Raw genomic sequence first — 14,427 nt, 5'->3', positions numbered from 1 at the left:
CTATGGCATATTAGTCTGTTATATAAGGGACAGCAAGCGCCTGATCTGCTTCGTGCTGCTTACGGTACTGCGAAGGGGTCAGGCCGTTCCATTTTTTAAAGGTCGCAATAAAATAGCTTAAATTGTCAAAACCAACATCCAGCGCAATATCAACCACTTTGCGATCACTTTGCTCCAGCAACCTGCAAGCCTTCTGAATCCGATGATAGTTGATATATTCTACCGGGCTTTTCTGAACCATCTGCTTAAAAAAACGGCAAAAATGCCCCTCACTCATTCCAATCTCATCTGCGATCTCCCGTAAACGTATAGGTTCATGAGCATGACTGTTGATATACGCCAGCGCTTTTTTGATCCGTTCAACTTTGTTGCGTTGACCCGCCATAATCACATCCTTTCCGTTAGCAGGGGTCATGTGTGGATACAGGCAGGCAATCATGCTATAGAGCTGCGCCTTGGTCGCCAATTCACGGGCAGGCGTATTCTGCTCATGGCTGGTGATAATGTGTCGCAATGCAGCCAGCACCTCTTGCTCCCAGGGCTGCACGCCTCGAATGTGAGGGGGAGGGACAAGCTTTTTACTGATAAATGGGTCAATAAACTGCGTCTGCACCGTATCCTGCGTGCGGCTGTACAGCATGTCTGGATGAAACACCACCGCAGAAAATATGCAGCGAGGGCTTTTTTGTAAATAACCGGCGTGAAGCTCGCCGCTGTTGACAAAAAGGGCTTCACCTTCGTTAACCTCCGTATAGACCATATCCGTCTGAAAAATGGCGCTTCCCTGCTCCACTACGATAAACTCCATCTCTTCATGCCAATGAGACTCCAGTATACTATTTCCGTTCAACTGCTCTACGCTCGGATATACGCTGACTGGGTACATGGGATTGCCGTGAATGCGGTTTTCCCGCAACATTTCCCTTTGCATTTCAACGACTCCTCTTCTGCAAACTGATTTATATAGAAAACATCAAAATATTGATACAATACGTCAAAATAAACGAAGTAAACCCTTACATAAATCAATATTATTATAGTAAGGATTTCGAAAAAATCCAACAAGCGATTTGGGATCAAGAAAATAAAGATTGAAGCGGAGGAAGTAACAGATGAAATTTACTGATGGCTATTGGATGGTTCGCAAGGGCTATGAAATACAAAATCCTGCTGATATCCGTGATATTGTGACGGACGATGCTTCCATGACGGTATATGCAGCGACCCACCGGATCGAGCACAAAGGAGATACACTGAACGGAGCGTTGCTGAAAGCGACCTACAGCTCGCCTATGCCGAATGTCATTCAGGTGCGTCTGAACCACCATAAGGGACGGGTGCATCAGGGGCCGAATTTTGAAATTCACACCTTGCCAACAGAGGTAGATATTACAGTGGATGAGGACGCAGCGGTACTGAAAAGCGGCGATCTGAGTGTGCGAGTCGGTCGTGGGAAGAGCTGGGATGTAGGCTTTTATGTCGAGGATCGTAAAGTCACAGGTAGCGGACATAGGGGACCAGGCTATATTACAGACCCGCAGGATCAGCCTTTTTTCCGAGAACAGCTGGAGCTGGGCATCGGTGAGTACGTATATGGACTCGGAGAGCGTTTCACCCCGTTCGTAAAAAATGGCCAAGTGGTCGATATCTGGAATGAAGATGGCGGGACTAGCAGTGAGCAGGCCTATAAAAACATTCCATTTTATCTATCGAATAAAGGGTATGGTGTGTTCGTCAACCATCCGGAAAAGGTATCCTATGAGATTGCATCGGAAAATGTATCAAAGGTTCAGTTTAGCGTCTCCGGCGAATCGTTAGAGTATTTTATTATTGGTGGAGCTAACCCTAAAGAGGTACTGGACAATTACACCAAGCTGACGGGTAAGCCTGCATTACCACCAGCCTGGACCTTTGGTTTGTGGCTGACCACTTCGTTCACAACAGATTATGATGAAGCGACCGTGAACCATTTTGTGGACGGGATGGCTGAGCGGGATCTACCACTCTCGGTATTCCATTTTGACTGTTTCTGGATGAAGGAATACCAATGGTGTGATTTCCAGTGGGATCAAGATATGTTCCCAGATCCAGAAGGCATGCTGCGGAGATTGAAGGCTAAGGGCCTCAAAATCTGCGCATGGATCAACCCGTATATTGCAGAAAAGTCCATTTTGTTCGATGAAGGCATGGAGAATGGCTACTTGGTCAAAACAGCTGATGGCAGCGTTTGGCAATGGGACCTGTGGCAGGCAGGGATGGGTCTGGTTGACTTCACGAATCCGGCTGCTGTCGCATGGTATCAGGATAAGCTGAAGGTGCTGATCGATCAGGGCGTGGACTGTTTCAAAACCGACTTTGGTGAGCGTATTCCAACACATGTAGTTTATCATGATGGTTCTGACCCAATGAAAATGCATAATTATTATACGCATTTGTATAACAAGGCAGTGTTTGAAGTGCTGGAGGAAAAGCTGGGTAAAAATGAAGCAGCGTTATTTGCACGTTCTGCTACGGCCGGGGGGCAACAGTTCCCAGTTCACTGGGGCGGAGACTGCTCGTCGACGTATGAGTCGATGGCAGAATCATTGCGGGGCGGATTATCACTTGGCTTGAGTGGGTTTGGCTTTTGGAGCCATGATATTAGCGGCTTTGAACTAACGGCTGCGCCGGACTTATACAAACGGTGGGTGCAGTTTGGACTTTTATCCTCCCATAGCCGACTACACGGAAACGTGTCGTACCGTGTTCCTTGGCTGTTTGACGAAGAGTCAGTCGACGTGGTACGCAGCTTTACCAAACTCAAATGCTCGCTGATGCCACACCTGTATGCTTCTGCTGTGGAATCCTCGGTGAAGGGACTGCCGATGATGCGGGCTATGGTGTTGGAATTCCCGCAGGACCCAACCTGTGCAACGCTCGATCGACAATACATGCTAGGAGATTCCATTTTGGTAGCTCCGATCTTTAATAAAGAAGGCAGTGTACAGTATTATGTACCAGAGGGTCAGTGGACGAATTTGTTAACAAACAAGAGCATGTCTGGTGGTCGTTGGGTCAACGAGTATCATGATTTTACAACCTTGCCTGTGCTCGTGAAGCCGAACACACTGTTGGCAATTGGTCATGAGGACAGTCGTCCGGACTATGATTATGCAGATCAAGTGGCGCTTCATTTGTTTGAGCTTGGAGAGGGGCAACAAGCTCGAACGGTTATCGTGAATACGTCAGGTGAAGAAGAGCTAACGGTTACTGCCAGCCGCAAGGATTCTGTCATTACGGTGAAGGCTGAAGGTGCTGTTAAACCATGGTCGATAGTCCTGCGCGGTATCCACGAGGCTGTTCAAGTGGAGGAAGGCAGCAGCCAGTCGGGAGAACAGGGTGTAATCATTACACCAGCTTCCAGCGGACAGCAAGAGCTTACGATTCACTTGGACTAAGTAAGGCTCTAGATAGTGGATGAAGCATGTCATAATGTAGCGATTATATGCAAAAAAAGGGCTTGCCTGATCCAACAGGCAAGCCCTTTTTGATGCAGATTTTTGCTAGAGACCAGTTGCAACTTTTAGCTTCGGTATCTATTCCTATCCATTCTGCTGGAGTAGCAGCGGTACAATATACTGCCGGAAAATATCCATAGGAGCCCGTTTCTTTTTGAATTTATCAGCGGTAACGACAACAACCATGTCATACGACGGGACGACAACAATGTACTGCCCACCGAAGCCGAGAGCGTAAAAATACTCCGTTTCAGTTCCTGTCTCTGTTTCATCTGAAAAGGAAGAAGTCCACCAGTGCCAGCCGTAAAATGCTTTTTGTGGTTTGGCAGCAGGAAGAAACGGACGGGTTGAATATCGGACTATCTCTGTTTGGATGATCTGCCTTCCTTCCCAGCCTCCTTCGTTCAGATAAAGCCGCCCGAATTTGAGCATGTCCATCGGCCTGAGATGCAGTCCGAATCCACCCGTATGAGTGCCCTGAGGATCGGTCTCCCAATGGTAGCTTTCGATACCGAGCGGTTGGAATAATTGCTGCTCGGCAAATTCAGCAACTGTTTGTCCAGAAACATTACGTAGTATGGTGGCCAAAAGTTGAGAACAGCCAGAACTGTATTCCATTCGCGTCCCTGGCACATCCGATAATGGCTGTGAAAGCACAAATTGCACCCAGTCTGACGTTTTGCTCATGGTAGGAAAAGAATTTTGCCCGCCAAATTCCGTCCAGTTAAAGCCTGCGGACATCGTCAGCAGATGTTCAATCGTAATATCACGCTTTCGAGAATCACTATCTGTGGCCAACTGGGGAAAGAATTCGAGGATTGGCGTCTCCGGTTTCGGTCCCTGTTGCTGGTCCATAGCGATACTAACTAATGCAGAAATCACGCTTTTGGTACAGGAATTTATTTTATAGAGTTCGTTAGCAATTTGAGGTTCACGATAATAATTCATGATCATGTTACCCTGCTGCTCAATAAGGCAGCTGCGGGTTTCCAACTCGTTAAGCACGTGAATAAGCGGTTTGAGTTCCAGACTTTTCATGCAGATCCTCCTTGAGGCTTATGGCATACCAATACATAGTATATCATTTTAATAGTCTGAAATTCGAAGGGTACAAACTGAAAAGAGTTCATTTACCTAATTTTGAATTTTTTTGTTCTTTGATATTAAAAAAGATATATATGTTCACTGAATAGACATAAATATATTTAAAAATCTATACACTTTTTCTGTTTCATTCAAAAAAACAGTCGAATAAAACGATATATAGTAAGTTGGACATTTTATTCAGAAATAACTGGGGGACCGATTCATGAATTTAACCATTAAGGCCAAAATGATTTTTAGCGCGATACTGATCCCGAGTGTGATTGCAGCCATGCTGCTGACCAATTACATTTTAAGCGTACATAGTGAGAATGAGTACAAGGATATTATGAATCGTGAAGAGGCTATTGCATATAACTCGAAGTCTCTTCAATTTTTGTTAAACGGCATATCTAATGATGAGCGGGCATATTTGCTAACTCGTGACGAACAGTACGGGCGAGAGATCGGAAACAAGCAAAGTGAAGTTGCAAAGTTGCTACAGGAGACAGAAGCTCTGCTTAGTGCAGGTAATGAGGATTCTAAGAAAAAGATGACTGATCTCAAGACGGGAATTAATACCTATATGAATCAAGTTCATCGTTTACTGACTACAGCGGGGTATCAGAGTACAAGAGATGATGCTTTCCCGCCATTTTCTGATCTGCTCGATGATTTTGAAAACGAACGGGTGTTGCGCAAGCAACTGGATATCAAGGTAGTAGCCTTTGTCAAAGCTCAAGAGGATATGGTGACGGTGAAAGTACAGCAAGCGCACCAAACGATGACGAATACATCCTTGATTACGAGTGTTGTAGGACTTCTAGTTATCATTTACAGTATTGTTCAATCCATCGTGCTGATTCGTTCCATTCGTCCATTACACCATATGAATGAGCAGCTGTTGGAAATGTCTGAAGGTGGGGGAGATTTGCGTAGCCGACTGGATATTACGTCCAAAGACGAAATCGGTATGATTGCAAGCTCCTACAACAAGCTTATTGAGGGATTCCGCAGTATTATAGTGGATGCGCAGGATACGGCGCGTACATTAACCGTAACCGCAGAGCGGGTTAGCGTAAGTACAGAGGAAATGAATCAGGCCAATCGTCATACTTCCGGTGTAATGGAAGAGCTAGCGGCGGGTATGGAGCATCAGGTCGATGATATTACACAAACTACAGATACCGTGAAAGAGCTAGCCCACGAACTGGAGCATATTGCAGCTACGAGCCAGCAGGTGTACGAGTTATCTGATACAGCCGCTAAAGATGCAGAAGCAGGAGAACAATCTATAGGTCAGGCAATGCGTCAGATGGAGAAGGTAAGCGAAAGTGTAGACAGCTCTGCACGTGCTGTGCGTTCACTTAGTGAACAGGCCGAACAGATTGGCATGATTGGAGCTGTCATTACCGGAATAGCCAAACAGACAGGAATGCTAGCGCTTAACGCGTCGATTGAAGCGGCAAGAGCCGGAGAGCAGGGGAAAGGATTTGCTGTTGTAGCCTCTGAGGTAAGAAGATTGGCCGAGCAGGTATCAGTTTCAGCAGCAGAAATTACACAATTTGTGCAAAATATTCAGGAGCATGTTGGAAATGTCGCTTCCAGTATGCAGACAGGTACGGTTGAAGTGCAGTCTGGCGTAAAGGTTATGCAATCCGCAGAAACCGCATTTCGTCAGATTGGGAGTTCCATTCAACAGGTCAGCGAACAGATTCACAGTGTAAATCGGTCCGTAGAACAAATGTCCGGCGGATCCGAGCGAATGGTGGAAGCAGTAGAGCGTATTCGTGAAGTAGCAGAGCAGTCGGCAGGGGGAACCCAGAGTGTCAGTGCGGCGGCTGAAGAGCAACTGGCTTCCATGGAGGAAATTGCGTCTTCCATTCATACACTGGCGGATATGTCGCAACTTCTGAATGCAAGGGTCGGTGGATTTAAAGTGTAGCCGCATAAATTCCCACCAATGTAAACACAATAACATCTGTTGAACGAATCAGAACAGCTGTGTTATTACTTTTGCAAAGGTGGTAACGGGATGCAACAAAATAAAGGGAATCTGCTTGCGTTAGGTTCCATCCCGCTGATGATGACGCTGGGTAATTCCATGCTGATTCCAGTTTTACCGGAAATCGGACGTAAGCTACATGTAAGCTCTTTTCGGATTAGTATGTTGATTACAGTATATGCGGTGGTGGCCATTTTACTGATACCGATTGCGGGCTATCTTTCCGACCGATTTGGCCGTAAGGCGGTGATTGTTCCCTGTCTGATTCTGACTGTGATTGGAGGGGGGATTTCTGCGGTGGGAGCATGGCTGCTTCACGATTTGGCAGCTTACTGGACCATTATTGCAGGCCGTCTACTTCAGGGTGCGGGAGCGGCAGGGGCTTTTCCTATAGTCATTCCGCTTGTGGGCGATCTGTACGAAAATGAGGATGAGGCCAGCAAAAACCTAGGGGTAGTTGAGACCTACAACACATTTGGTAAAGTGCTAAGTCCGATACTCGGTGCTGCGTTGGGAGCTGTTCTATGGTTTTTGCCATTGGCGGTGATTCCGGGCCTCTGTCTGATTTCGCTCATTTTAGTGCTTTGGCTGATTCATGTGCCCAAGCGTAAGAACCAACCGATTATGTTTCGAGAATTTGTGGGAAATGTGAAGCAAGTGCTTGCCGAAAAAGGACGCTGGCTCTATGCTATTTTTGCAATGGGCGGTATTTGTATGTTTGTCATTTTTGGCGTCCTGTTTTACTTATCTGACATACTGGAAAGTCGTTACAACCTCCATGGAGTGTGGAAAGGTTTTGTGTTAGCCATTCCGCTGATTTCCCTCTGTCTGTGCTCTTATGTAGGAGGCAAGATCATCGGCAAGCACAAAAAGCGCATGAAGTGGATCGGTTTCAGTGGTTTGGCCGTATTGACGATCAGCTTTGCCATTCTCGGATTTTTCCAAAATATTTATGCGGTGATAGGATTGTTTACGTTAGGGGGCGGCGGGATTGGGCTCGCACTGCCTTGTTTGGATTCCCTCATTACGAAGGGAATTGAAAAAGAGGAGCGCGGAACCATTACTTCGTTGTATAGCAGCATGCGCTTTGTCGGGGTATCGTTAGGCCCTCCGGTTGTTTCATTGCTGCTGGGTCGCAGTGGACATGGTCTGCTTTTTGGCGTGATGGCCGCAGTGGGAGGCATTGCAGCTATGCTGATGCTGTTTGCGGTCAGACCCAAGCAGGATGAACCCACAGATGACAAATCCACTGACCCTATGAATGTGGATAAGGGGCTAACAGATGTGTCCCGAGAAAAGCCTCTTTCTCCCAAGCTAAGACGCAAAGCTCCTGTGAAATAAGAAAAAACACCCGTTGTCCTGTGGTCAAGACCCCATTTTATAGACACTAAAAAAAGACCCTAGGCTATAAGCTGCTTCCGATACTCTTTCGGAGGCAGCTTATTTAACTTTCGTTGTGGTCGACACTGGTTGTAAAATTGGATATATTCTTTTATTCTCCTTTGTGCCTCGTCCATATTTCGGATATCATATGGGTAGAGCCCTTCCGTTTTGAGATGCGAGAAGAAGCTCTCCATCGAGGCATTATCATAACAATTGCCTCGGCGAGACATGCTGATTCGGGCGCCAACCTTTGGCAGCATGTCGTGGTACGCATGGGACGTGTACTGGAATCCCTGGTCGCTGTGAACGATGAGGCCAGTCACGTCTTTTTGCTGTTTCCAGGCTTGTCGAAACGTCTGTAAAACCAGTTCGTTATCATTTCTATGGCTCATCTGGTACGCGATAATTTCGTTATTGAACAAGTCTTTAATCGCAGACAGATATAGCCAGCAATCCCCCACACGATATTGCGTGATATCTGTGACCCATTTTTGGTTAGGTTTGGCCGCCTTGAAATCCTGTTTTAGCAGATTTTTCGCCACACGACCTTCTGTAGAAGAAGCATAGTTACAGCGATGCTTCCGGCGAATTTGTGAGCGGATCCCCAAGACCTGCATGAGCCGGAGTACCTTTTTATGGTTCATCCAGACTCCATGATCGTGCTGCAAAAATAGTTGAATTTGGCGATAGCCGTAGACTCCGTTATACTGCTCATACACTTTCTTCACAAGAGCTTTCGCGTCCTGATCCCGATCAGTTCCTCTCCGTTTTAAGAAGGCGTAATATCCACTTCTAGAGACCTTAAACAGCTTACAGAGTTCGCTAACTGGATACTCTTTAGCGGCCTTCTCAATCGTTACATACTTGTGCTCCTCATCTCCTGCATCCAGATTTCCAAACACTTTTTTAGCATATCATTTTCCCGTTTTAACTTTTGGACGTACCTGTCCTGGTCCATATATTCCTTCCGTCGTCCTCGTTGGTCCATAAGTCCGAATTCACCGAGTTCCTTGTACTTCCGCATCCATTCTTTCAACCGATGTCGATCTGCAATCCCGAACTTCTCCATGAGTTTACGATATGTCCAACCTTCTTCGATATGAAGCCGTATGGCCTCTACTTTGGTTTCAAACGTATATTCTTTAAACTTCTGTCCTTTTTTCGCTGGCATAAAAAATGCACCCCCTAGAAATTCATCGGATAAACCAGGGGTTTATTCCATTGTCTATTCTAAGGGGTGCACTTCATCCATGAAATCATGGCAACGGGTGTTTTTGAAAACTGAGCAAGTATAAACTAATATTCAATTGTAAATCATAGACTTACCCTTCTAGAGGGACATGTGTCTTAGGCTTACGGCTTGCGACGATTTGTATGACATAGATCAGTAAGAACAGTACAATAAACAGCGAGGAGAGACGATACATCCACGCATAATCACTTGCTTTGGCGATAATGCCAAGTATAAGCGCTCCGGCTGCAACCCCAAAATCGAGGGAATTGAGAAACATTCCGTTTGCCATCCCCCTCTGTTTAGGAGACACGACCTGAATCATCCAGGTTTGCAGGGTCGGCTGCATGACACCAAACCCGATACCGTAGCAAAGAGCAGACATATACATGAAGACATCACTGTGCGCGTAGGAAAGCAGGATCAGACCGCCAATTAAAAACAGAGAGCCGGGGATGAGCAGTGCTTTTGCCCCCTTTTTGTCATAAATACGGCCCGAGAAGGGACGCACGATCAGCACGGATACCGCATTAAACAGGAAAAAGTAGGCAGGGTGCGCAAGATTTGCTTCATCCCCGTAAAGCGCCATAAAGCCGAGTAACCCACCATATGTGATAGACATCAGCATGTTCAACAAGGCGGGAATCCACAATTTACGGTTAAATGCCGGTTTTCGCCCTTCTTCCAAAGGAACCATAGGTGGTTCGATGTGCCCCTTAGGTAGTGTACGAATCAGCCAGTAAGCCAACGGGAATATCACAACAATTACAGCTGCTGTCGTATAGGCAAGCAGGTTGAAACTCCCGTATTGCAGCATCGAAATGCCGATGGTTGGCCCAATCGACATCGCTAGACTGGTGGACAGACTAAAGAAACCCATTCCTTCACCGAGACGTTTGGGCGGGATGACATCAGAGGCCATCGTTGGAAAGGCTGTACTACTCATACCGAAGCCGATCCCAAATAACATCCGCATGAGCAGAAGCACTGTAGTCGTCGGTGAAACACTGTACCCCAGCGTTCCTGCCAATGCAAACAGTAGGCCCACGAAGATCAGGGTACTGCGGTGTCCTTTTTCCAGCATACGGGCTGAAAAGAGTCGTGCTGCAATCGCACTTAAGGCGAATAAGGTGGTAACGAGACTCACCTGAACGGAACTAGCGTGGAATGTATTTTTCACATAAGAAGGAATGGAAGATAGGATCATCTGTAATTCCAGAAACAAAAATAAATTGGAAACCGTAAGAACGATAAATTCTTTGGTCCAAAGAGGTTGCTTGCCTTGTTGCATATTAATCGTTCTCTCCTTGTTTCTCTGATTCGGTCATGTTGGCGTGAATTTGTAAAAGAGTCTGGCGGAATTGCTTCAGATCGGCCGAGGAAATTCCTTTTACAAAATCGTGATTGGCATCACGTTCGACAGGAAGAGTCTCCTTTACAAGCTGTCGACCTGCTTCAGTCAAATGAAGCAAATAGGCCCGACGATCCTGTGGGCTATTGACACGCCGTACCCAGCCCTTCTTGTCCAACAAATCAATAATTCGAGTCGTGGTAGGCTGGTCCTTCACGGCCTTAGCTGCAATTTCTTTCTGATTTAAACCCTCAGCCTGATAGATTTGGTACAGAACCGACCATTGCTCTGGGGAAATATCATAAGGTTTGAGGCGCTGCAAGAGCCGCTGACTCATTTTGCGGTGAGTAATCCCGAGCAACATCCCAATGGAACAATCGGGAGGCAAGTTATTCATAGATACTCCTTTCTGTTTCCCGTACATAAATTACTTTTAAATTAATTAGTTGTTATAACAATTATATGAACAACAAGTTATTTTGTCAAAAAAAGTTGTTCAGCGTTTTGGGTTCTGCCATCACTAAAGCCAAAATAAAAAACAGCCCGTAAAATACGGGCTGTTTGGGTTGATATAGTATCGTTTTGCCATGACTGGCGAATTAAGCTTTAGGTACAGTTTCCCAGTCCTTCAGGAAGCGTTCGATACCGCTGTCTGTCAGCGGGTGTTTCCACAGAGAAGGGAGCAAGGAACCTGGAATGGTGGCAATATGTGCACCAGACAGAGCAGCATCTTCTACATGCTTAATATTACGGATGGATGCGGCGATGATTTCGGATTTCAGACCATGAATGTCCAAAATTTGTCTCAGTTCACGAATCAGCTTCATACCATCAACAGCAATATCATCCAGACGTCCTACGAACGGGCTGATAAAAGTAGCGCCAGCTTTGGCTGCCATCAAACCTTGAGCCGCGGAGAAAATCAGTGTTACATTCGTTTTGATTCCGTTCTTGGTCAGCTCGTTACAAGCGTACAAGCCGTCTTCGGTCATAGGAAGCTTGATAACCACGTTCGGTGCCCACTTGGCGATATCATAAGCTTCTCTGAGCATATCCTCAGCCTTCAGACCAATAACCTCAGCACTTACAGGACCTTCAACGATACTGCAAATCTCCTGAATGACTTCCTTGAACACTCGACCTTCTTTAGCGATCAGTGAAGGGTTCGTTGTTACACCATCAACCAGACCCAAACGTTCAATACGTTTGATTTCTTCAATGTTACCAGTATCCAAGAAAAATTTCATTTGATTTCCTCCTCAGGTTTATATAATACATAATACATATTACATGCGATGTACAATAGTTCATTTAAATGTAGCATATTGCACACGTTAAACTTATAATTAGTATGTATTACATTCTTAATTGTGACACATTTTAAATTTGAAAACAAGCTGTGTATGATTAAAATTTGATGAATTGTCGGAAGATGCTGAAATTTATCGATCTATGCTCGTCTATAATGTATACTACCCCACTCCATAAGGAGGTAATCATTATTCAACTGTCTGAAAGACAGCGGGAAATTGTTGATATTGTCCGGCGTCTGGCACCTGTTACGGGGGATAAAATTGCTGAAACACTGGGACTGACGCGTCCGACTCTCCGTTCTGACCTTGCTCTGCTCGTTATGCTCGGGCTGGTGGATGCCAAGCCGAAGGTAGGCTACCTGCCAGGACGTTACCCCAAATATGATAGTCATATCGGCAACATGCTCAAAAAGCTGACTGTGGCAGATATACTTAGCGATCCGATTTTGATTTCCGGTGACACGACCGCCTATGATGCGGTGCTGATGCTGTTTCAGCAAAATACAGGCGCGCTGATGGTCACAGGGGAGGAGCAGGAGTTCATTGGGATTGTTACCCGCAAGGATTTGCTGAAGGTCATGCTGGGGCATACCGATCTTCACACCGTCCCGGTGACCATGGCAATGACGCGCCGGGCCCAAATGACGACGCTTGCTCCAGAAGACACTTTACTGGAAGCGATATCGAGACTGATTCGGCATCAGGTCAATTGTCTTCCAGTTTTGGACGAGCAATGTAGCTCCTCAACTTCAATTCGGGGGTTGGTAGGACGGGTTACGAAAACGGATATCATGAACGCCATTCTGAGCTTGACAGAAGAAAAAACGTAAAACATTGAATAAGGGGGCCTTGTATGTACTGGTTGGCCATGCTGACGATGCTGATTGACCATGTCGGGCTTGTGTTTTTTCCGACGGATCCGGCTTGGAGAATTGCCGGCAGGCTTGCTTTTCCAATCTACGCGTTCGCGCTGTATTTGGGATATACTCATACCCGTGACATACGGAGCTATATGCTCCGTCTACTCGGACTGGCTCTGATTTCTCAAGTTCCCTATATGCTAGCGTTTGATGTGCTTAGACCGAATGTAATCTGGACGCTATTGGCCTCATTGCTCGCGCTGGCTGCTGCATCCCGCTTGAAGCATTGGACAGCTGTAACGGTTCTGTACGTCCTTTCAGCTCTGGTTATGGAGCTCAGCCAGATGGATTACGGAGCCTATGGACTGCTGTTGGTTCTCATTTATCGATACACCCGTACATATATGATGATTGCAGCCCATTTTATTTTGAACGTAGTGTATGATATGGTGCATCACGCGAATCTCCAACACTTTAGTCTGCTGTCCAGCATTCTGATCGCATGTTTTGCAACTGGAGAAAGCGGATTTTATAATAGGGTACCGCGCTGGTTGTGGCGCAGCTTTTACCCGGTACATCTGGCTGTTATCGCTGCAATTCGTATCTGGCCCTAATCTAACATCTTATACAGCAAAAGAACCTTTAAAACCAGGACATAAATGGTTTTAAAGGTTCTTTTGTTTTCTTTATTAAGCTAGCCAATGTTTAGGATACCTTGTTGGGACCTTGGGCAAAAGGAAGTGGGCGAAGGGGAGCACCTTCCTTCATGTATTGCACCAATACTTCTGGAATATTGTGTATTCCACCTGCATTGACGCGATAGCCGTTCGTTTGCCCTGGCGAGTTAATCCCCCGCTTCACCGTGAACGTAACGTCAATTCCCAAGGAACGGCAAATTTCCAGCGTCTCCTTGGTATACCCACCATAAGGGAAGGCAAGTACATTCTGATCATTGTGTAGATGCTTGAACAGCTTCTTGTCAGCCATGCCCAAGTCGGTATAAATCCGCTGTTTGAACTCATTCTCGGTTTCCATTCGCCCCAGCTTTTTCGAATACACCGGACCCATCAGAAGTGGCTTTTGTTGGGTGCGCGCTGTGTTGGAGTATCCGTAAGCATGCTGGTCATTGGTATGGTTGTAAAAATCAATACCCTCGGCATGCATCTGATGAATTTGATCCCATGTCAGCTTAGGAATTCCAATATGTTTGGGATTGCTGATCGTGGACGTGATGAGAAAATTGGTTGCCGGTACCTGGTACTTTTTCAACACAGGAAAAGTGTCCGTATAAAAGGACTCATAGCCGTCGTCGAATGTCATAAGTACTGCATTATCAGGAACCTTGGCTTTATGTAAAATAAAGTCCGTATACTCTTTCATCGTGATCCAGTGGAAGCCGTTAGCTTTCATTTCGTCCAACTGCCTCGTTAAATTACTAAGCTTGAGAGCGCCGGGATCAGGTGGAGTCTTGGTCACCTCATGATACATCAGGACAATTACTTTGTTTTGGTAATATACTTTATCTGGTGTAGGCGTCAGTGAGAATAAATGGCGTACCAGTCGATCTGCATGAGCTGTACGTGTACGATGAGTCCCTTTAACTGTAGGGGTGTGGTATATGCTACGTGCTTCATACACCAAAATCCCTAAAATAGCCAACAAACTTATGATTAGCAACGTTCTTTTAAAAAAAGTGTGTTTCAT

General features: G+C 45.9%; 13 protein-coding genes. 5 read left to right on the top strand and 8 right to left on the bottom strand.

Translation table 11 applies throughout. From position 1 onward, the window contains the following. Positions 1-10: 10 nt before the first annotated feature. Positions 11-931, bottom strand: a complete 921-nt coding sequence (locus tag G9G54_RS01925; protein WP_165175751.1) for an AraC family transcriptional regulator — start codon at positions 929-931, stop codon at positions 11-13. Between the two features lie 181 nt (positions 932-1,112). Between G9G54_RS01925 and yicI the strand changes: the two genes are divergently transcribed. Beyond that, positions 1,113-3,437: an alpha-xylosidase gene (gene yicI, locus G9G54_RS01920; RefSeq protein ID WP_165175749.1), complete on the top strand. Its 2,325-nt coding sequence runs from the start codon at positions 1,113-1,115 to the stop codon at positions 3,435-3,437. Positions 3,438-3,581: 144 nt separating this feature from the next. On the opposite strand, the gene G9G54_RS01915 is transcribed toward yicI, so the two are convergent. After that, positions 3,582-4,535 carry a serine hydrolase domain-containing protein gene (locus tag G9G54_RS01915; protein ID WP_165175747.1) on the bottom strand — a complete coding sequence of 318 codons (954 nt, stop codon included), beginning with the start codon at positions 4,533-4,535 and terminating at the stop codon, positions 3,582-3,584. 271 nt (positions 4,536-4,806) lie between these two features. On the opposite strand from G9G54_RS01915, the gene G9G54_RS01910 reads away from it, so the two are divergent. Together G9G54_RS01910 and G9G54_RS01905 are read left to right on the top strand one after the other, a co-directional pair. Beyond that, complete coding sequence (locus G9G54_RS01910) at positions 4,807-6,525, top strand: methyl-accepting chemotaxis protein (protein ID WP_165175745.1); 1,719 nt, start codon at positions 4,807-4,809, stop codon at positions 6,523-6,525. A gap of 90 nt (positions 6,526-6,615) precedes the next feature. Beyond that, positions 6,616-7,926: an MFS transporter gene (locus G9G54_RS01905; protein WP_165175743.1), complete on the top strand. Its 1,311-nt coding sequence runs from the start codon at positions 6,616-6,618 to the stop codon at positions 7,924-7,926. 59 nt (positions 7,927-7,985) lie between these two features. On the opposite strand, the gene G9G54_RS01900 is transcribed toward G9G54_RS01905, so the two are convergent. From G9G54_RS01900 to fsa, 5 genes are all read right to left on the bottom strand, one after another. Then, complete coding sequence (locus G9G54_RS01900) at positions 7,986-8,870, bottom strand: IS3 family transposase (RefSeq protein WP_165175741.1); 885 nt, start codon at positions 8,868-8,870, stop codon at positions 7,986-7,988. Further along, on the bottom strand, positions 8,825-9,139 hold the full coding sequence (locus G9G54_RS01895) for a helix-turn-helix domain-containing protein (protein ID WP_238807613.1): 315 nt from the start codon (positions 9,137-9,139) through the stop codon (positions 8,825-8,827). Before G9G54_RS01895 ends, G9G54_RS01900 begins: the two co-directional genes overlap by 46 nt. A gap of 151 nt (positions 9,140-9,290) precedes the next feature. Further along, positions 9,291-10,490, bottom strand: coding sequence for an MFS transporter (locus G9G54_RS01890; RefSeq protein WP_165175739.1), 1,200 nt, complete (start codon positions 10,488-10,490; stop codon positions 9,291-9,293). A 1-nt stretch (position 10,491) separates the two neighbouring features. After that, on the bottom strand, positions 10,492-10,947 hold the full coding sequence (locus tag G9G54_RS01885; RefSeq protein WP_165175737.1) for a MarR family winged helix-turn-helix transcriptional regulator: 456 nt from the start codon (positions 10,945-10,947) through the stop codon (positions 10,492-10,494). Positions 10,948-11,149: 202 nt separating this feature from the next. Beyond that, positions 11,150-11,797: a fructose-6-phosphate aldolase gene (gene fsa, locus G9G54_RS01880; protein ID WP_165175735.1), complete on the bottom strand. Its 648-nt coding sequence runs from the start codon at positions 11,795-11,797 to the stop codon at positions 11,150-11,152. Between the two features lie 185 nt (positions 11,798-11,982). Between fsa and G9G54_RS01875 the strand changes: the two genes are divergently transcribed. Then, on the top strand, positions 11,983-12,693 hold the full coding sequence (locus tag G9G54_RS01875) for a CBS domain-containing protein (protein ID WP_165175733.1): 711 nt from the start codon (positions 11,983-11,985) through the stop codon (positions 12,691-12,693). A 23-nt stretch (positions 12,694-12,716) separates the two neighbouring features. Then, entirely contained in the window at positions 12,717-13,337 is a 621-nt protein-coding gene (locus tag G9G54_RS01870; RefSeq protein ID WP_165175731.1) for a TraX family protein, read from the top strand. 91 nt (positions 13,338-13,428) lie between these two features. Here G9G54_RS01870 and G9G54_RS01865 read toward each other — a convergent pair whose 3' ends face one another. Then, positions 13,429-14,427 (bottom strand): polysaccharide deacetylase family protein, encoded by a 999-nt coding sequence (locus G9G54_RS01865; protein WP_103047942.1) that lies wholly within the window; start codon positions 14,425-14,427, stop codon positions 13,429-13,431.

The sequence above is a fragment of the Paenibacillus sp. EKM212P genome, from assembly GCF_011066115.1.
Taxonomy (GTDB): domain Bacteria; phylum Bacillota; class Bacilli; order Paenibacillales; family Paenibacillaceae; genus Paenibacillus; species Paenibacillus polymyxa_B.
Note: the sequence above shows the minus strand (reverse complement) of the source record. Positions and strands in the feature narration are given on the sequence as shown.